We start from the raw sequence: 19,555 nt of genomic DNA, 5'->3' as shown, positions 1-19,555 counted from the left end.
ATTCGATCTCGACGGTAGATCGCCCCGAAGATGGGCGGCAAGTGTCTGATGCGATACCCCGGTGGTCGGGACAAATTTTTATCTGCCATCGGGATGTGCGCTCCCGAGGAATATGCTATGAGCCGGCAGGTGTCCTGTTCGAAACCGTGCCAGCGTTCCGCGGCAGGGCGCGCGGCGTCGAGAACTTAGGTGTTCCTTGGTACCCGTTCGGGTACCTCGCGTGGTAGCAGACAGGCGATTCCGCGCACTTGTTCGAGTTGAGTGGCGTGCGATCCCGTGGCACCGTGGGCCGGGTGTCGTACAGATACCACGAGGTCAATTTCAGCGATTACGCAATCGAGCTGCACGGTGTGCGATATGACGCACGGGAGATCGAAGCTTCGGTGCGTGAGTGCGTGGCCGCCGCCGGAAACGTCTGCGCCGTCCAGCCGGAGTACGGCGGGGAGCTGACGCTCATTCTGGAAACGGCCGGCGCCGGCGGACCGGAGCTGGCACGCCGGGTCATGGGCGCGGTGGTGGATCGGCACGGACTGGCCCCCGGCACCGTCTGCCTGGTGCCCGGTGGCGAGTTGGACGGATCGGGTCCGCCGGCCGGTACGAGCGATGGCACCGCTTCCTGGCGCCACGAGGTGCTGCGGCGGCTCCGGGCCGGCGAGCTCACCGTGGCCTACCGGCACGAGGCCGGGCCCGGCGGCGACCGATCCGCGTCGAGCGGCACCGGCGAGCCGCCGTCCGTCGCCGTGGCCGGCGGCGGACCGGGGTCGGAGACCGCCCCGACGCAGGCCGGTCCCGGCCTGACCGCCGAGGCGATGCGCACCGACGTGGCCCGCCTGTTGGGGGTCGAACCGACCGACATCGACCCGGACGTCGACCTGGTCGAGTTCGGCCTCGACTCGCTGCGCACGATGCAACTGGTGAACCAGTGGCGGCGCGCCGGCACCGAGCTGACCTTCGCGGAGCTGGTCGAGAAGCCGGTACTGAACCGATGGTGGGAGCTGCTCGCGGCAGCCGGGCCGGCGACCGGGACCGGATCGGCCGAGCCAGCCGGCGGCGACCCGGTCGACGAGACCGAGCCGTTCCCGTTGACCCCGGTGCAGCACGCCTACTGGATCGGCCGCCGCGACGACCAGGTCCTCGGCGGGGTCGGCTGCCACTTCTACGTCGAGTTCGACGGCGGCGCAGCCGCCGGCACCGCGCCCGTCGACCCGGACCGGCTGGCGGAAGCCGTCCGCGCCCTGTTGCGCCGGCACGGCCTGCTGCGGGCCCGGTTCCTCGACGACGGCACCCAGCAGATCCAGCGCGAACCGGCCTGGCTCGGTCTGCTGGTGCACGACCTGCGTACCGCCGGTGCGGCCGAGGTCGACGCGGCGCTGGCCGCGGAACGGGACCAACTGGCGCACCGGCGCCTCGCGGTCGACCTGGGTGAGGTGTTCGACCTGCGCCTCAGCCTGCTGCCCGGCGGGCGCCACCGACTGCATCTGAACTTCGACCTGCTCGTCGCCGACGTCCTGAGCATCCAGCTCATCCTGGCCGACCTGACCCGTCTCTACCGGGCGGGCCCGCAGGCGGACCTGCCGCCGCTGCCGTACGGCTTCCCGACGTACCTGGCGCACCAGGAGAGCCGTCGCCGGCCGGCCCGTGAGCGGGACCGGGAGTACTGGCGCAAGCGCCTGCCCGACCTGCCGGACGGTCCGCAACTGCCGCTCGCCGTCGAGCCGGCGCTGGTCGAGACGACCCGGTTCCAGCGACGCGACCACCTGCTGGATCCGGCCGCGCGGGGGCGGCTGGAGCAGCTGGCCCGGCAGCACGGGGTCACCCTGCCGATGGTTCTCGCCACCGCCTACGCCGAGGTGCTCGGCGCCTGGAGCGCCGAGCAGCGGTTCCTGCTCAATCTGCCGCTCTTCGACCGGGAGGTCGTCGACCCCCACGTGGCGTGGATCGTCGCCGACTTCACCAACCTGCTCCCGATCGAGGTCGACCTGCGCGAACCCAGCTCGTTCCGGCAGCGGGTACGCGGACTGCAGGAACAGCTGCGAGCCGGGATCGGACACAGCTCGTACACCGGGGTCGAGGTGCTCCGGGATCTCGCGCGTACCCGGACCGACGACCGCATTCCGGCGCCGGTGGTCTTCACCAGCGCGATCGGCATGGGCGACCTGGTGGGCGAGGATGTGCAACGGACCTTCGGCCGGCTCGGCTGGATGCTGTCGCAGACCCCGCAGGCCTGGCTGGACCACCAGGTCACCGAGCGCGACGGTGGCCTTTACCTGGTGTGGGACGCGGTGGCGGAGCTCTTCCCGCCCGGCGTACTAGACGACATGTTCGCCGGCTACCTGCGGTTGCTGGACTGGCTGGCCCGCGACGAGTGGGACGGACCGGCCCCCGCGCTCCTGCCCGCGGCGCAGTCCGCCGTGCGCGACGCGGCGAACGCCACCGACGGGAGGGTGCCGGACCGCCCGCTGCACGCGGACTTCTTCGACCGGGCGGCGGCCGACCCGGGTCGGGCCGCGCTGATCGCGGCGGACCACGTGGTCAGCTACGGCGAGCTGGCCGACCGCGCGCTGCGGATCGCCGCTGCCCTGCGTGACCGGGGCATCGGTCGGGGCGACGTGGTGGGCGTGACCCTGCCGAAGAGCCCGGAGCAGATCGCGGCGGTGTTCGGGGTGCTGGCCACCGGGGCGGCGTACCTGCCGGCCGGACCGGAGCAACCGCCGGCCCGCCGGGCCCGGATGCTGCGGCGGGCGTCGGTACGGGTGGTGCTCACCGACGGCGACGTGGCCGGTTGGCCCGACGGGACCGAGCTGGTGCCGGTCGCGACGACGGCGACCCGGGAACCCCTCGCCGGCTGCCTCCCGGTGCCGGTGACCGACCCGGCGTACGTGATCTTCACGTCCGGCTCGACCGGCGAGCCCAAGGGGGTGGAGATCACCCACATCGCGGCTCGGAACACCGTCGACGATGTCAACGAGCGGTTCGGCGTGGACCGGAGTGACCGGGTGCTGGCCGTCTCGGCGCTCGACTTCGACCTGTCGGTGTACGACATCTTCGGACTGCTCTCGGTCGGCGGGGCGCTGGTGCTGGTGGCGGAGGACGAGCGGCGGGACGCGTACCGCTGGGTCGAGCTGTGCCGCACCCACCGGGTGACCGTCTGGAACACCGTCCCCGCGCTGCTGGACATGCTGCTGCTGGCCGCCGGCGACCCCGACCGGCCGGCCCGGACGTTGCCGGAGCTGCGCCTGGTGCTGGTCTCGGGCGACTGGGTCGGTCTCGACCTGCCGGGACGCACCGTCACCGCCACCGGTGACTGCCGGTTCGTCGCCCTCGGCGGCGCCACCGAGGCGGCGATCTGGTCGAACCACGTCGAGGTGACCGAGGTGCCCGCCCACTGGCCGAGCATTCCCTACGGCCGCCCGCTGAGGAACCAGCGGTACCGGGTCGTCGACGCGCAGGGCCGGGACCGGCCCGACTGGGTCCCCGGCGAGCTGTGGATCGGCGGCCTGGGGGTCGCCACCGGCTACCGGGGGGACCCGGAGGCGACCGGGCGCTCCTTCGTGACCGTTGCCGGCACCCGCTGGTACCGCACCGGTGACCTGGGCCGGTACTGGCCCGACGGCACGCTCGAGTTCCTCGGCCGGACCGACCACCAGGTGAAGATCCGCGGCCACCGGATCGAGCTGGGCGAGGTCGAGGCCGCGCTGCTGGCCCATCCGGCGGTGGCCGCCGCCGTGGTGCTCGCGGTCGGCCAGCCGACCCGCCTGGCCGCGACCATCGTTCCGCGTCCGGAGGCGGCGGTGGACGATGCCGAGGAGGGTTGGCCGTCCGCGAGCGAGGAGGGGCTGTTCGCCTTCCTCCGGGAGCGGCTTCCCGCCCACTCGGTCCCGGCCAGCGTCACCAGCGTCACCGAACTGCCGTTGACCAGCAACGGAAAGGTGGACCGTCGGGCTCTCGCGGCCCGGGTCGAGGACGTCACCGCACCGGTGCCGGTGGAGCCGCCCCGGGGCGGAATCGAGGAGACGGTAGCCAGGATCTGGGCGGAACTGCTCGACACGCCCGCCGTGAGCCGGTGGGACAACTTCTTCTCGCTCGGCGGGGACAGCCTGCTCGCCACCCGGATGATCTCCAAGCTGCATGCCGCGGGCTTCGCCGGCGCCGAACTCGGCCGGCTCTTCCGCACCGCGGAGCTGGCCAGCTTCGCCGCCGACCTCCGGCACGGCGGCCCGCAGCGGCCGACGCCGACGTTGCGGTCCGATCCGGAGCACCGGCACGACCCGTTCCCCCCGACCGACGTGCAGCGGGCCTACTGGATCGGCCGTACGGACACCTTCGCCCTGGGTGGTGTCGGCTGCCACTTCTACACCGAGTACGACGGCGCCGGGATCGACCTGGACCGGCTCACCGACGCCTGGAACCGGGTCATCGAGCGGCACGAGATGCTCCGGGCGGTCTTCCTGCCCAGCGGCGAGCAACGGATCCTCCCCAGCGTGCCGAGGTTCGAGATCCCGGTCGTCGAGGTCGGGCCCGGCGACGCCGAGGAGGTGCTCGCGCGGCAGCGGGACGCGATGTCGCACCAGGTCCTCGACGCCGGCCGCTGGCCGCTGTTCGATGTCCGGGCGGTGCGCTACGGCGACCGGACCCGGCTCGCGGTGAGCATCGACAGCATCCTCATCGACGCGCTCAGCGCGATGATCCTGATGCGTGAGGTGGACACCTTCTACCGCCGGCCCGACGCCGAGCTGCCGCCGGTCGGCGTCTCGTTCCGCGACTACGTGCTCACCGCCGGGCCGGACGAGACCAGCCGGACCGAGTCCGAGTCGTACTGGTCGGGCCGGGTCGACGACCTGCCCGAGGGGCCGGCCCTGCCGCTGGCCCGGGACCCCGCCACCGTCCAGCGCCCCCGCTTCCTGCGGCGGGAGCAGCAGCTTCCACAGTCGCGGTGGCGCCGGCTGCGGGAGCTGGCGCAGCGGTACGGGCTGACCGGCTCGACCCTGCTGGCCACCGCCTTCGCCGAGGTGCTCGGCGCCTGGAGCGCCCGGGGCGACCTCACCGTCAACGTGACCCTCTTCGACCGTCGGGACGTGCACCCGGACATCGATGCCGTGCTCGGTGACTTCACCTCGTTGCTGCTCGTGGGCTACCAGCCCGAACCGGGCGAGAGCTGGCTCGACGCCGCCCGCCGGATGCAGCGGAGGATGGGCGAGGACCTGGCGCACAGCGACGTCTCGGCGGTGTGGGTGATGCGGGAGCTGGCCCGGCGCCGGGGCAACCTCGACGTCAGCATGCCGGTGGTCTTCACCAGCACGCTCGGGGTCACCGACGACGTCGTGGTCGAGCCCTCGTTCGCCGAACGGGTCTGGGGAATCTCGCAGACCCCGCAGGTCTGGCTGGACCACCAGGTGGTGGAGCGGGCCGGCGGCCTGCTGCTGGTCTGGGACGCGGTCGAGGAGCTGTTCCCCGCCGGCGTTCTCGACGCGATGTTCTCGGCGTACATGCGGCTGCTGGAGTGGCTCGCCGAGGGCCGCTGGGAGGTGCCGGTGCCGGCGCTGCTCCCACCCGAGCAGCGGATCGTGCGGGCCGACGTGAACGCGACGGCTGGACCGGTACCCGACGGGTTGCTGCACACCGCGTTCTTCCGGCGGGCCGCCGAGGCCCCGGAGCGGGTCGCGCTGCTCGGCGCGGGTGGTGAGCTTTCCTACGGCGAACTGGCCGGACAAGCGCTGCGGGTGGCCGGTGCGCTGCTCGGGCACGGTGTCCGCGCTGGTGACCCGGTCGGGATCACGCTGCCCAAGGGGCCGGAGCAGGTGGTCGCGGTCCTCGGCGTACTGGCCGCCGGGGCGGTGTACGTGCCGTGCGGGGTGGAGCAGCCGGCACTGCGCCGGGATCGGATCTTCGCCGACGCCGGGGTGCGCCTGGTCCTCACCGACACCGCCGCCCGGGACTGGCCGGAGACCGTGCGGGCGCTGCCACTCACCGACGCGGTCCGGGCCACCGCGACGGCCGGTCCGGTGCCGCTGGACCCGGACTCCCCGGCGTACGTGATCTTCACCTCCGGCTCGACCGGCCAGCCGAAGGGTGTGGAACTCACCCACCGCGCGGCCGGGAACACCGTCGACGACGTCAACGAGCGGTTCGGGGTACGCGAGACCGATCGGGTCCTCGCCGTCTCGGCGCTCGACTTCGACCTGTCGGTGTACGACATCTTCGGACCGCTCGCCGCCGGTGGTGCCGTGGTGCTCCCCGCCGAACGGGAGCGACGGGAACCCCGGGCCTGGCTGCGACTGTGCCGCGAGCACCGGGTGACGCTGTGGAACAGCGTCCCGGCGCTGCTGGACATGCTGCTGGTGGCGCTCTCCGGCGACGCACCAGCCCCGGCACCGGGGCTGCGGCTGGTTCTGGTCTCCGGCGACTGGGTGGGGGTGGACCTGCCGGGCCGGGTGGCGGCGGCGTTCGACGACTGCCGGTTCGTGGCGCTCGGCGGTGCCACCGAGGCCGCCATCTGGTCCAACGCCATCGAGGTCACCGAGGTGCCGCAGACGTGGACCGCCGTCCCGTACGGCCTGCCGCTGCGCAACCAGCGGTACCGGGTGGTCGACGACCGGGGCCGGGACTGCCCCGACTGGGTCCCGGGGGAACTGTGGATCGGGGGCACCGGAGTGGCCACCGGGTACCGCAACGACCCGGAACGCACCCGGGAACGTTTCGTCGACTACGCCGGAGAGCGCTGGTACCGCACCGGGGATCTGGGCCGCTACTGGCCCGACGGCACGCTCGAGTTCCTCGGTCGAACCGACCACCAGGTGAAGGTTCGAGGGCACCGGATCGAGCTGGGTGAGGTGACCTCGGCGCTGGCCGCCTACCCCGCGCTGAGCGCGGCCGCCGCCGTCGCGGTCGGCCGGCCGCCCCGACTGGTCGCCTTCGGCGTACTCGAGGCCGGTCGTGGCGACGAGGACCTCGCCGGACTTGAGGAGTTCGTCGCCGCTCGGCTGCCGAGCTACGCGGTGCCCGGCGTCTGCCTCCTGCTCGACGAGCTGCCGCTGACGGCCAACGGCAAGGTCGACCGGTCCGCTCTGGAGAAGCTGGCCGAGGAGGACGGTGCACCGGCCGAGCCCGGCGAGCCGCCCCGGGGCGAGGTCGAGGAGGCGGTCGCCGCGATCTGGGCCCGCCTGCTGGACCTGCCCGGCGTGGGCCGGGAGGAGAACTTCATCGCCCTCGGCGGGGACAGTCAACTCGCCGCCCGGCTCGCCGCCGCGCTGCGCGATCGGTTCGGGGTGGACATTCCGTTGCGGCAGCTCTTCGCCGCTCCCACCGTCGCCGGGACGGCACGGCTGATCGATGGTTTTGAGGAAGGCGCGCTATGACCCGCTCGACGACCACACCGACGCCCGCCGAGCTGATCGCCGACCTGCGCGATCTCGGCATGCAGCTCTGGGCGGACGACGGCCAGCTCCGCTTCCGGGCGCCCAGAGGGGTACTCACCCCGGAGCGTCGGGAACAGCTCACCGCCAACCGGGAGGCCGTGCTGGCGTGCCTGGACGCGGAGACCGCCACCGTGACCCCCGATCCGGAGCACCAGCACGATCCGTTCCCGCTCACCGACGTGCAGTTGGCGTACCTGCTCGGCCGGCGCGACGCCTTCGACTACGGCGACGTGCCCTGCCAGGTCTACGCCGAGATGGAGTATCAGTCGCTCGATCCGGCGCGGCTGGAGGAGGCGTGGAACCTGTTGGTGCGCCGCCACGGCATGCTGCGCGCCAGCTTCGACCTCGACGGGTACCAGCAGGTACGGCCGGAGGTGTCCCGGTACCGGATCGCGGTGACCGACCTGCGGGGTGCCGCAGCCGGTGAGGTGAGTTCCGCGCTGCGCGCCACCCGGGACGAGCTGGACCACCGGGCGTACGACCCGCGCCAGTGGCCGCTGTTCGAGCTGCGACTGACCCGTACCGACGGTCGAACCATCCTGCACGTCTCGGTGGACTTCCTGATCGCCGACTACCTGAGCATCCAGGTGCTCCTCGACGAGCTGCACCAGGCGTACGACGGAGTGGAGCTGCCGGCGCTGGAGATCACCTTCCGGGACTACCTGCTCGCCGAGCGCGGCAGCCGGGAGGGAAGCCGGTACGAGCGGGACCGGGCCTACTGGCTGGACCGCCTGCCTGAGCTACCGGGGGCACCGGAGCTGCCGGTCCGGCAGCGCGGCGACGCCGACCATGCCGGCCGGCCGGATCAGCGGACACCGGGCCGGTTCCGTCGGCTGTCGACCACCGTTGCCGCGCAGCGCTGGACGGCACTGCAGCGGGCGGCCCGGGAGCAGCGGCTCACCCCCTCGACCGTGGTGCTCGCGGCGGTCGCCGAGGTGATCGGCCGGTGGAGCAGCAACCCCCGGTTCTGTCTCAACCTGACCCTGCTCAACCGGGAGCCGGTGCATCCGCAGATCGGGCGGCTGGTCGGTGACTTCACCACGGTCAGCCTCCTGGCGGTGGAGACCGCGCCGGAGCACGGCTTCGCCGAGCGGGCCCGCGCGGTACAGGACCGGCTCTGGGCAGACATGGACCATCGTCAGTTCAGTGGCGTGTCGGTGATGCGGGAACTGGCCCGCGAACGCGGCCGGTCGGCGGCGCTGATGCCGGTCGTCTTCACCAGTACCCTCGGCCTCGGCGAGGAGTCCGAATCGGAACCCGAGACCGGGTTGAGCGGCCGGGTCGGCTACGGCCGCAGCCAGACCCCCCAGGTCTGGATCGACGCCCAGGCCCTGGTCGAGCGGGGTGCCCTGACCGTCCGGTGGGACGTCCGCGAGGGGATCTTTCCCGATGGCGTGGTCGACGACATGTTCGGCGAGCTTTCCGCGTTGCTGCACCGGCTCGCCACCGAACCGGAGGCCTGGCAGCTGCCATCCCCGGTCGACCTGCCGTCCACGCAGCACCGGTCCAGGGCCGCCGCCAACGACACCGCCGGGCCACTGCCCGAGGGGCTGCTGACCGACGACGTGGTCGCGGCGGCCCGGCGGTACCCGGACCGGGTCGCGGTGGCCGGACCCGGCGGCGAAATGACCTACCGGGAGCTGCTCGGTCGGGCCTCGGGAGTGGCCGCCGCGCTCCGGTCCGACGGCTGCCAGCCGGGGGAGATTGTGGCCCTGGCGATGGAGAAGGGCTGGGAGCAGGTGGTGGGGGTGCTCGGCGTGTTGCTCGCCGGTGGCGCCTACCTGCCGCTGGACGCCGCTCAGCCGCCGGCCCGGCGGGATCGGATCCTCGCCGACGCCGGGGTCCGGCGGGTGCTGGGCCAGTCCTGGTCGCCGACGCCGCCACCGCCGGGCACGCTCTTCGTCGACTCTGTCGACCCCGGCCCGGCTGACGTCCCGAATCCCGGCCGCCACCCGGACGACCTGGCCTACGTGATCTACACCTCGGGCTCCACCGGTACGCCGAAGGGCGTGATGATCTCGCACCGGGCGGCGTTGAACACCGTCCACGATGTCAACCGCCGCTTCGCCGTCACCGCCGACGACCGGGTGCTCGCCCTGGCGGGGCTCGGCTTCGACCTCTCGGTGTACGACCTCTTCGGACTTCTCGGCCTCGGCGGACAACTGGTGCTGCCGGCGGCCGACCGCCGGGGCGACCCGGCGCACTGGGCGGAGCTGCTCGCCGAACACCGGGTCACCGTCTGGAACTCGGTACCCGCGCAGCTGCAGCTACTCGCTGACTACCTGGCGGTGGAGCCCCGGGCGGACCTCGACGCGTTGCGGCTCGCCCTGCTCAGCGGGGACTGGATTCCGGTCGGCCTCCCCGACCGGACCCGGGAGCTGCTGCCCGGACTGCGCCTGGTCAGCCTCGGTGGTGCGACCGAGGCGGCGATCTGGTCGATCTTCCACCCGATCGACGAGGTGGACCCGGGCTGGCGGAGCATCCCGTACGGCCGGCCCCTGACCAACCAGAGCTTCCACGTCCTGGACCGATGGCAGCGTCCCAGCCCGGACCACGTCCCGGGCGAGCTGCACATCGGCGGGGCGGGCCTGGCCCTGGGCTACCTCGGCGACCCGGAGCGGACCGACGAGCGGTTCGTCGACCATCCGCAGCACGGCCGGCTCTACCGCACGGGAGACGTCGGGACCTACCACCCCGACGGGACGCTGGAGTTCCTCGGTCGACAGGATCGCCAGGTCAAGATCAGGGGGCATCGGATCGAGCTGGCCGAGGTCGAGGCGGCGCTGGCCACCGCCGAAGGGGTCGCGGCGGCGCATGTGCTGGTGGACGGGACGGAGGCGATGCGTCGACGGCTCGTCGCCTTCGTGCAGACCGCGGCCGGAGTCGCGGACCGTGCGGACGACGAGCGGCACCGGCTGCTCGCCGCCGCGGCCACCTCTGGCGACGCGACCACCGACGACGTCGACGCGGCCGAGCTGGCCGAGTTCATGCGACGACTGGACCGGGCCGGCCTGCTCGGGATGCTGCGCGCGCTCGCGGAGCGGGGCCTCTTCCGGTCGCCGGCGGAGACCCACGACACGGCGGAGATCCTCGACCGGACCGGGACCGCTCCCCGGCACCACCGGCTGGTCCGGCGCTGGCTCAACGCCCTGGTCCGGGCCGGGTTGCTGACCGAACGCGACGGCCGGTACGCCGCCTGCCGCCGGATCGGCGCGGACGATCTGCGGGACGCCTGGGCGGCTGTGGACGAGTTGCAGCGGGAGGACCAGTATCCGGCGAAGCTGATCGACTACTTCCGGACCAGCACCGAGTCGCTGCCGCGGCTGCTGCGCGACGAACTGGACCCGCTGCCGCTGCTCTTCCCCGAGGGCCGCCTCGACATCTCCTACGCCGCCTACCGCGACAACGTGATCAGTCGGTACGTCAACCACGCGGTGGTGGGCCTGCTGCGCGAGCTGGCCGAGAGCCGGCCGGAGACGCTGCGGGTGCTGGAGGTCGGCGCGGGTGTGGGCGGCACCAGCACGGTGCTGATCCCGGCTCTCGCCGACGCCGATGTGGACTACCTCTTCACCGACGTGTCCCAGTTCTTCCTCACCGAGGCGCAGCAGCGCTTCGGTGACCGGGCGTCGTACGGGCTGCTGGACATCAACACCGATCCGAGGGCCCAGGGTTACCTGCCGAACAGCTTCGACGTCGTGCTCTGCGCCAACGTGCTGCACAACTCCCGGGACGCGGCGCTGGTGCTGGGCCGGCTCCGTGAGCTGCTCGCTCCCGGTGGATGGCTGGTCTTCATCGAGACCACCCGGGAGAACGTGCAGATCATGACGTCGATGGAGTTCATGATGCCGGAGAAGGATCCGGCCAAGTGGGACTACGACGACCTGCGGCGCGGCCGGGACCAGACCTTCCTGGACGTGGCACAGTGGCGGGGACTGCTCACCGGGGCCGGCGCGGACCTACTGCTCGACCTGCCCGGTGCCGGCGACGTGACCGAACCGCTCGGCCAGCACGTCTTCGCCGCCCGGTTCAAGGCGGACCGGGCGGACGTCCGCCCGGCCGACCTGCTGCGCCACTGCGCCGAGCGGGTACCCGAATACATGCTCCCCGCGCAGGTGCAGGTCGTCGACGCGCTGCCGCTGACCGGCAACGGCAAGGTCGACCCGGCGGCGCTGGCCAGCTGGGTGGTCCGGGACGGCACCGCCGCCCAGCCGGCGGACGCCGCCCCGTCCGACGAGTTGGAGCAGCGGATCGCGGCGGTCTGGGCGGACCTGCTCCAGGTGCCCCGGGTCGGCCGGGACCAGGACTTCTATCAGCTGGGCGGCGACTCCCTGCTGACCGCGCGGCTGGCCGGCCGGCTCCGCGAGGAGGTGCCCGAGGCGGGCGAGGTTCCCTACGACACCCTGCTCCGGGTGGTCCTCAACCGACCCACGGTGGCCGCCCTCGCCGAGTACCTGCGGGACAGACGACACCCGGTCGACGATCCGGGCGCTCCGGCGCAGCGGCGTTCTCCACTGCTGCCGCTGGTCGACACGCCAGGTGACGCGGTGCGGGTGCTGGTGCACGACGGGGTCGGGACGCTGGCCGCGTACCGGAGCCTGGTGCCCCTGCTGGGCGGTTCTGGACCGGTGGTCGGATTGGCGGTGACCGGCGACGACCCGTACCAGAGCGAGGATCCGGTCGGGCTGGTCGAGCGCCGGGCCGGCGACTACACCCGCAGACTGCTGGAGACCGGCGCGTCCCGCTTCCACGTCGTCGGCTACTGCATGGGCGGCCTGCTCGCCCTGGAGGTCGCCCGGCAGCTCACCGAGTCCGGTGCCACGGTAGCCAGTCTCACCATCATCAGCAGCTACAGCCTGCCGCACACCATCGAGGACGAGCTGGTGCTGGAGTACGTCTTCGCCCGGCTGCTCGACCTGGACACCGAGGCGCTGGGCTACCCGGATGACGAGGCGACCGCCCGTGCCTTCCAGGAGGTCCTGGCGCGTACCCCCGGCCGGGTCCCGACCGGGGCGCTGGACGGGCTGACCGGTGACCCGGTCCTGACCGGGGCCGCGGCGAAGTTCGCGGCGCTGCGGCAGACGCCGCAGCCGGGCCGACTGGCCGCCGTGGAGCGGCTGTTGGCCGGTCGGTCCGAGGCGGCGAGCGTCCCGGTGGAACTGGGCGGTCTCTACGACCTCTACCGGCACAGCATGAGCGCGGTGACCCGACACGAGGCCACGCCGTACGCCGGGGACATCACGTTCCTGCGGGAGCGGGAGGACACCGGGTTCCTGCCCTGGCTGCGGCGGGACATGACCGACTACTGGCGGGACGTCTGTCTGGGCGACCTCTCCGTGGTGGATGTCCCCGGCGACCACTTCTCCTGCCTGCGGCCACCGCACGTCCGGCGGGTCGCCGACGTGTTGGCCGAGGTACACCGGGGGGCGCGGTGACGAGCCCGGTGGTCGGGGTGCTCGGCTGTTACGGCGCGGTCGGGTCGGCGGTGGTCGAGCTGTTGGCGGCGGCGGATGTCCGGCTGCGGCTCGGCGGCCGGCGGCCCGGGCCGCTGACCGAGGTCGCCCGGGAAACCGGCGTACCCCGGGAGGCCACCGCCATAGTGGACGCCGCCGACCGGTACCGCCTCGCCGAGTTCGCGGCCGGCTGCGCGGTCGTCGTCGACTGCACCGCCCCGGCGTACCGCGCCGAGGCCGGTGTGGTGCGGGCGGCGGTGGCCGCCGGGGCCGACTACGTCGGTGCGGCCGGCGAACACCGGTACCCCGGCCTGCCCACCGGCCGCCGCGTCGTGGTCGGCGCGGGGATGACACCGGGGCTGACCTTCGTGCTGCCCCGGGCGCTGGCCGCCGCGGGATTCGACCGGCTCGACCGGCTGACCGCCTACACCGGCGGGCGCGACCGGTTCACTCCCGGCGCCGCGCGGGACTACGTGGCCGGGATGGTCGGAGGGGCCGGTCGGTCGCTGGCCACGTGGCGGGGCGGTCGCCGGGTGCCGGGTGCGCTGACCCCGCTGGACCGGGTCGAGCTGCCGTACTTCCCGGGCCGGGTCACCGCGCATCCGTTCCTCAGTACCGAGGCCGAGCGGCTGGCGGCCACGCTCGGGCTCGCCGAGGTGAGCTGGTACCACGTCTTCGACGGGGAGCAGGCGCTGCGGGCACTGAGCACCGTGGACCCCGCAGACATCGACCCGGCCGCGGACCGACTGGTGCGGGCGGCCGAGTTGGAGACCTTCGGCAGGTCGACGTACCAGCTCATCGTCCTGCAACTCGACGGGGTCGCGCAGGGTCGTCCGGTGACCCGGACGCTGGCGCTGCGGGCGGCGGACAGCTACCGGTTGACCGCGGAGGCGGCGGTCCTCGCCGTCCGGGCGGTCCTGGCCGGTGAGGTGCCGCCCGGTTCGCACCACGCGGGCGAGGTGCTCGATCCGGCCCGGGTGATGCAGCGGCTGGCGGCCGCGCCGAGCGTACGTCAGCTGGAGGTTGTCGACCGGCCGGCGGCGGTGGAGGAGGGTGCGCTGTGACCGGGAACGTGGTGGTCTGCGGAACCGGCTTCGGCCGGGTCTACCTGCGGGCCCTGGAACGTGCCGAGCCGTCGCTGCGGTTGGCCGGTGTGCTGGCCCGTGGCAGCGCCCGCTCGGTGGCCTGCGCCGAGCGGTCCGGGGTGCCGCTCTACACCGATCCGGACGATCTCCCCCCGGAGGTCGACCTCGCGGTGGTCGCGGTCTACGCCGGGGTGAACGGCGGTGCCGGCACCGAGCTCGCGCAGCGGCTGATGGGGCGCGGCATCCATGTCCTCCAGGAGGGGCCGGTGCATCAGGACGAGCTGACCGGCGCACTGCGTACCGCCCGCCGGGCCGGGGTGATGTACCAGGTCGGCACCCACTACGTGGAGGTGGAGCCGGTCCGGCGGTTCATCGCCGTGACCCGGGCGCTCGCCGACAAGCAGCCGCTGCTCCATCTCGACGCGACCTGTGGGCTTCAGGTCTTCTATCACCTGTTCGACATCCTGCGGCTGGCGCTGGGCGGGCTCCGTCCGTGGTCGTTCGCGGAGTCGGTGCCGTCGGCTGGCGGGTTCGCCACCCTGGTCGGTGAGGTGCACGGGGTGCCGGTGACCCTGCGGGTGCAGAACCAGCTGCACCTGAGGGATCCGGACAACCACGCCCACCTGTTGCACCGAATCAGTGTCGGCGCCTCGGGCGGGAACCTGACCCTCCTGAACACCCACGGCCCGCTCATCTGGAGCCCGCGTCCGCACTTCCCGGAGCAGGGACAGGCCGGCAGTCGGCTGGACGAGAGTCCGGGTGAGCACCTGGACTACCCCAGTGCCAGCCCGCTCGGGCCGGCCGAGGCACCCAGCTACCGGAGCATCGTGGGGGAGCTGTGGCCGGCGGCGGCCGGCCGGGCGTTGGCCGGGTTGCACCGCGCGGCCCGGGACGGTGCCGACCCGCTCCCGATCGGGCAGCCCCAACTCGCCGTCGCCGGAGCCTGGCGGGACGCGAGCCGCCGTCTCGGCCCGCCGGAGTCGCTCGACGGGCCCGCACCGCGACCGCTGTCCGTGAAGGAGGTCGAAGTCCCGTGATGATCACAACTGGTCAGCGCTGGTTGCGCCGGCTCACCACTGCGGACGCGCCGGGTGGGCGGCCGCGGGTACGACTGGTGGCGCTTCCCCATGCCGGCGGGGCCGCGAGCTTTTACCATAGATGGGCACGGCTGCTGCCGAGGGATGTGGAGCTCATGGCGGTCCAGTACCCGGGCCGGCAGGACCGCGCCGACGAGCCGTGCGCGGTGACCATGCCGGAACTGGCCGACCCGATCGCGGCTGCGCTCGCGTCGATGGCCGGGCCGACCATGGCCGTCTTCGGACACAGCATGGGTGCGGCGGTCGCCGTCGAGGTCACCCGACGGCTGGAGGAGCGGATCGGGCGTCCCCTGCTGCGGCTCTTCGTCTCCGGCCGCCCCGCTCCGCATCGGCAGCGTCCCACCGCCGTCCACGAGGGTGGCGACGAGGCGCTCCTGGCGGACCTGCGCCGGCTCGGCGGGACCGACGAGTCCCTGCTCGCCCAGCCGGGGCTGCGGGAGATGGTGTTGCCGAGCCTGCGCGCCGACTACCGGTTGATCGAGCGGTACCGGCCCGCCACGGCGGCACCGCTGCGGACCGCGATCACCGCGATCTGCGGCGACCGTGATCCGGAGGTGAGCCCCGAGGAGGCGGCGGCCTGGCGGGAGCAGACCAGTGGCGACTTCCGCGCCCAGGTGATCGACGGTGACCACTTCTACGTCACCGAACGGCCGGTCGCGGCGGTCCGGGCGGTCCTAGCGGACGTGCGACCACGCTTTCCACTGGCGACGGCGTGGCCGTCGACACCGTGATCAACTCAGATCAAAACGGCTCATTGGGTTTCGCCAGCAACTTTCGGTGAAATAGACCAGGAAACACTATCGAAAGGATAAATCATGACAACGATCACTCAGGATCTGGAGAAGGAACTCTTCGCCCTGGAGCAGGAGGGGTGGCGGGCGATCTCGTCGGCCAACGGCGACTTCTATCGCCAACTGGTCACCGCGCAGACCCTCGTGGTGGAGCACGACGGGATCTCCACCGGTGACGACCTGGTCGCCGAGATCGACGGGAACACCTCGCCGTTCACCGGCTTCACCCTCGACGAGCAGCGGATCGTGCCGGTCAGTGACGACACCGCCGTGATCACCTATCGGGCGATCGCCGAGGTGAGCGGCCGAGGCACCTTCCGGCTCTACATGTCCAGCCTCTGGCAGCGCCAGGCGGACGGCTGGAAGCTGCTGTTCCACCAGCAGACGCCGATGTCCAACCAGGAGAGCTGAGACCAACGACGGTGCCGGCCCCCGCGCTGGCCGGCGGCCCCGGAGAGGACGAAGCGGTGACACAACCCGGCATCGAGGTCGAACACCTCCGCAAGGAGTTCGGCGACAAGGTCGCCGTGGCGGACATCTCCTTCACGGTGCCCGGCGGAACCCTGCTCGGCCTGCTCGGCTCGAACGGAGCCGGCAAGACCACGGTCATCAACTGCCTCACCACACTCGTCGAGCCGGACGGCGGCCGGGCGGCCGTCGCCGGCCACGACGTGGTGGCACAGCCCCGGCAGGTCCGCGAGTCGATCGCCCTGACCGGCCAGTTCGCCGCCCTCGACGAGGTGCTGACCGGACGGGAGAACCTCGTCCTGTTCGGCCGCCTGCTCCGGCTCGGCCGAACCCGGGCCCGCCAGCGCGCCGAGGAACTCCTCGACCGGTTCCGCCTCACCGAGGCGGCCGACAAGCCGGTCAAGAGCTACTCGGGAGGGATGCGCCGTCGCCTGGACCTGGCCGCCAGCCTGGTGGTCGAGCGGCCGGTGCTCTTCCTCGACGAGCCCACCACCGGGCTCGACCCGCGCAGCCGGGAGGAGATGTGGCAGCTCATCCGCCAGCTCCGCGACGGCGGCAGCACCGTCCTGCTGACCTCTCAGTACCTCGAAGAGATCGACCGGCTGGCCGATCGGGTCGTGGTGCTCGACGACGGGCAGGTGATCGCCGAGGGGACCACCGACGAACTCAAGGAGCGGGTCGGCGGCCAGGTGTGCGAGATCGAGGTCCCCGTTCCCGAGAAGGAGGCTGCCGCCGCCGCACTCCGTTCCGGTCTGGGCGAGGTCGCCGAGCGGGGCGGCGCGCTCGTCGTGCCGGCGCCTCGTGCCCGGACGCTGGCCGACGTGGTCCGGCTGCTGGAGGAGGCGGGTATCGAGGCCGAGAACGTGGCCCTGCGCAAACCCACGATGGACGAGGTCTTCTTCGCCTTCACCTCGGACGGGACGCAGCGGCCGAGCGCGGAGAGGTCCGGGGTATGACGGCGGCGACCGGCACCGAGCACGGGATCGGAAACCTGGCCGCCCAGAGCTCCGCACTCGCCGGCCGGAACCTGCGGCAGCGGGCCAACGCCGAGATGCTTGTCGTGTTCGGCGTGTTCCCGGTGATCTTCGTCTTCGGGTTCGTGCTGCTCTTCGGCCGGCTCTTCGCCGAGCGTGGGCTGGACTACGCCCAGTTCCTGCCGCCGGCGATCGTCGCGCAGTGGATGTTCACGGTGGCGAACACGTCGGGCGCCGCCTCCGCCGCCGACCGGGCCTCGGGGATGCTCACCCGATGCCTGTCGATGCCGGTCAACCGGGCGGCGGTGGTGGTCGGCCGGCTCGCCTCGGACGCGGTCTGGGCGGTACTCGCGGTGGTGGTGATCAGTGCCACCGGGTACGTCGCGGGGTTCCGGTTCCAGGGTGGAGCCCTGGCCGTACTCGGCTTCGTGCTGCTCGCGGTGGCGTTCGCGTTGACCCTGACCGCGGCGACGACCGCGGTGGGCCTCTCCTCGACCGATCCGGAGGCCGTGGCGGCGACGCTGAACCTGCCGTACCTGGCCCTGATCATGCTCTCCACCGCGTTCGTGCCGGCCGACGCCTTCCCCGGTTGGCTGGAGCCGGTGATCAGGTACTCCCCGGTCTCGGTGGTCATCGAGGCCCTGCGGTCGCTCGCCTCGACGACGCCGTCCTGGGGCAAGGTCTGGCCGGCGGTCGCCTGGCTGGCGGGGCTGCTGGTGATCTTCTCGTGGGCCGCCGCGCGCGCATTCAGGAGGGCTCGATGAGTGTCGGGTACGAAGCGTCGGTCCTGGCCGGTCGGAACCTGCGCCGGTTCCTGCGCAGCCCACGGCTGCTCGGTGACGCCATCACCTTTCCGCTGATCCTGCTGGTGTTGCTGCTGGTGATGTTCGGCGAGGTGGTCGGTGGGGCGACCGACGAGCCGTACATCGCGCGGCTGGCCCCGGGGATCGCGCTGTTCAGCGTCGCCTACAGCTGCGTGGGCACGGCCGTCGGTTTCCACGCCGACGTGCACGGCGGATTCCAGGGGCGGCTGCGGACCATGCCGATCGCTCGGATGTCCCCACTGCTCGGCCGGATGGCCGGCGACGTGGTCAAGTTCGTGCTGGTCACCGTGGTGACCGTCGCGGCGGGCTACCTCCTCGGGTTCCGGTTCGAGCAGGGCGTCGCGGCGGCGGTCGGCTTCCTGCTGGTGGTGCTGCTGTTCGCGCTGATCTTTCTCTGGTTGGCGCTGGTGGTGGCCCTGACCGCCCGCAGCGCGGAGGCGGCGGCGAGTGCCCTGAACGCGCCCGTCACCCTGCTCCTGCTGGTCTCCACCTGTTTGGTGCCGTTGTCGGCGTTCCCGGGGTGGGCCCAGCCGGTGATCCGGGCCAATCCGTTGAGCTGCGCGCACGCCGCGTTGGTCGGTCTCTCCTCGGGAGGGCCGGTCCTGGTACCGGTGCTGCAGACCCTGGCCTGGGTGCTCGGCGCCACGCTGCTGCTGGGTCCGTTGGCGCTGCGGCTCAGCCGGCGATGACCGCCGACCGCGCCGAGCCACCCGTGTGGACGGGTGGCTCAGCGCCGGCGGTCTCACGAGCGGAGCAGCTCGATCAGCTCGTACCGCAGCTCGCCGTCCGGGTACTCGCCGACGGCACACCGGCGGGTCACCGGCCGCCAGCCGTGTTCGGCGGCGATTCGGCCGAGCATCGCCGGATCACCCAGGTCGGCGAAGCCGAGCAGGACCCGCCCGCCGGGTGCCAGATGCCGCCCGACGGTACCCAGAAACGCCGTGTGGGCCGCGTACCCCGGGTCGAAGAAGGCCCGGTCCAGCAGGTCGTCCGGCGATCCGCCGGGGGAGGTACCGACGAAGTTGGAGTTCCAGAAGATCAGGTCGAAGCGTTCGTCCTCGGTCAGCGGCTGGAACATGTCGCCGCACCGCGCGGTCACCCGGTCGGCGACGCCGTGTCGCTCGGCGTTGCGCCGGGTGTTCTCCACGGCCGCGGCACTGATGTCGAGCGCGGTGACCGCCGCGCAGCCGCGCTGCGCGGCGATGACGGAGAGATAGCCGGTACCGCAGCCCATCTCACAGAACGATCCGCCGATGGGATAGCTGAGCCATTCGGCGTACAGGGCGGCGGAGGGGGTCAGGTGTGGCGCGTAGACCCCGGGAAGGAGATCCCATTCCTGCCCCAGCAGTTCGAAGGTCTGGGGCTCGACGATGTCCTGATGCCGGTCCCGCAGGCGCAGGACCAGGTCTTGATTCCGGGAATCCAAGTATCTGCCCCCTTTCCGGTACCGG

10 protein-coding genes are annotated in these 19,555 nt (G+C 72.5%); 9 read left to right on the top strand and 1 reads right to left on the bottom strand.

Annotated elements, in window-relative coordinates:
* Positions 1 to 350 precede the first annotated feature (350 nt).
* The 9 genes from O7605_RS17135 to O7605_RS17095 all read left to right on the top strand — a co-directional run bounded on the left by O7605_RS17135 (position 351) and on the right by O7605_RS17095 (position 18,793).
* On the top strand, positions 351 to 7,355 hold the full coding sequence (locus O7605_RS17135; RefSeq protein WP_269740113.1) for a non-ribosomal peptide synthetase: 7,005 nt from the start codon (positions 351 to 353) through the stop codon (positions 7,353 to 7,355).
* Positions 7,352 to 12,847, top strand: coding sequence for a non-ribosomal peptide synthetase (locus O7605_RS17130; RefSeq protein WP_269740112.1), 5,496 nt, complete (start codon positions 7,352 to 7,354; stop codon positions 12,845 to 12,847). The genes O7605_RS17135 and O7605_RS17130 overlap by 4 nt, the downstream gene beginning before the upstream one ends.
* Entirely contained in the window at positions 12,844 to 13,929 is a 1,086-nt protein-coding gene (locus tag O7605_RS17125) for a saccharopine dehydrogenase NADP-binding domain-containing protein (protein ID WP_269740111.1), read from the top strand. The genes O7605_RS17130 and O7605_RS17125 overlap by 4 nt, the downstream gene beginning before the upstream one ends.
* Positions 13,926 to 14,987 carry a Gfo/Idh/MocA family oxidoreductase gene (locus tag O7605_RS17120; RefSeq protein WP_269740110.1) on the top strand — a complete coding sequence of 354 codons (1,062 nt, stop codon included), beginning with the start codon at positions 13,926 to 13,928 and terminating at the stop codon, positions 14,985 to 14,987. The genes O7605_RS17125 and O7605_RS17120 overlap by 4 nt, the downstream gene beginning before the upstream one ends.
* Positions 14,987 to 15,778, top strand: a complete 792-nt coding sequence (locus O7605_RS17115; RefSeq protein ID WP_269742662.1) for a thioesterase II family protein — start codon at positions 14,987 to 14,989, stop codon at positions 15,776 to 15,778. The genes O7605_RS17120 and O7605_RS17115 overlap by 1 nt, the downstream gene beginning before the upstream one ends.
* Before the next feature lie 84 nt (positions 15,779 to 15,862).
* On the top strand, positions 15,863 to 16,249 hold the full coding sequence (locus O7605_RS17110) for a nuclear transport factor 2 family protein (protein ID WP_269740109.1): 387 nt from the start codon (positions 15,863 to 15,865) through the stop codon (positions 16,247 to 16,249).
* 56 nt (positions 16,250 to 16,305) lie between these two features.
* The gene (locus O7605_RS17105) at positions 16,306 to 17,262 is read left to right on the top strand and encodes an ATP-binding cassette domain-containing protein (RefSeq protein WP_269740108.1); all 957 of its coding nucleotides are present in this window, start codon (positions 16,306 to 16,308) and stop codon (positions 17,260 to 17,262) included.
* Positions 17,259 to 18,044 carry an ABC transporter permease gene (locus tag O7605_RS17100; RefSeq protein WP_269740107.1) on the top strand — a complete coding sequence of 262 codons (786 nt, stop codon included), beginning with the start codon at positions 17,259 to 17,261 and terminating at the stop codon, positions 18,042 to 18,044. The genes O7605_RS17105 and O7605_RS17100 overlap by 4 nt, the downstream gene beginning before the upstream one ends.
* Positions 18,041 to 18,793, top strand: coding sequence for an ABC transporter permease (locus O7605_RS17095; protein WP_269740106.1), 753 nt, complete (start codon positions 18,041 to 18,043; stop codon positions 18,791 to 18,793). The genes O7605_RS17100 and O7605_RS17095 overlap by 4 nt, the downstream gene beginning before the upstream one ends.
* A gap of 53 nt (positions 18,794 to 18,846) precedes the next feature.
* Here the strand turns inward: O7605_RS17095 and O7605_RS17090 are convergent, their stop codons facing one another.
* Positions 18,847 to 19,530, bottom strand: a complete 684-nt coding sequence (locus O7605_RS17090) for a methyltransferase domain-containing protein (protein ID WP_269740105.1) — start codon at positions 19,528 to 19,530, stop codon at positions 18,847 to 18,849.
* Between the last annotated feature and the right edge of the window lie 25 nt (positions 19,531 to 19,555).

The sequence above is a fragment of the Verrucosispora sp. WMMA2121 genome, from assembly GCF_027460185.1.
In the GTDB taxonomy this organism is placed as follows: Bacteria; Actinomycetota; Actinomycetes; order Mycobacteriales; family Micromonosporaceae; genus Micromonospora; species Micromonospora palythoicola.
Note: the sequence above shows the minus strand (reverse complement) of the source record. Positions and strands in the feature narration are given on the sequence as shown.

Excerpts from the sequence above, each read along its gene's own strand:
- O7605_RS17130 (WP_269740112.1), top strand. The coding sequence starts at position 7,352 with ATGACCCGCTCGACGACCACACCGACGCCCGCCGAGCTGATCGCCGAC.
- O7605_RS17115 (WP_269742662.1), top strand. The coding sequence starts at position 14,987 with ATGATCACAACTGGTCAGCGCTGGTTGCGCCGGCTCACCACTGCGGAC.
- O7605_RS17110 (WP_269740109.1), top strand. The coding sequence starts at position 15,863 with ATGACAACGATCACTCAGGATCTGGAGAAGGAACTCTTCGCCCTGGAG.
- O7605_RS17100 (WP_269740107.1), top strand. The coding sequence starts at position 17,259 with ATGACGGCGGCGACCGGCACCGAGCACGGGATCGGAAACCTGGCCGCC.
- O7605_RS17095 (WP_269740106.1), top strand. The coding sequence starts at position 18,041 with ATGAGTGTCGGGTACGAAGCGTCGGTCCTGGCCGGTCGGAACCTGCGC.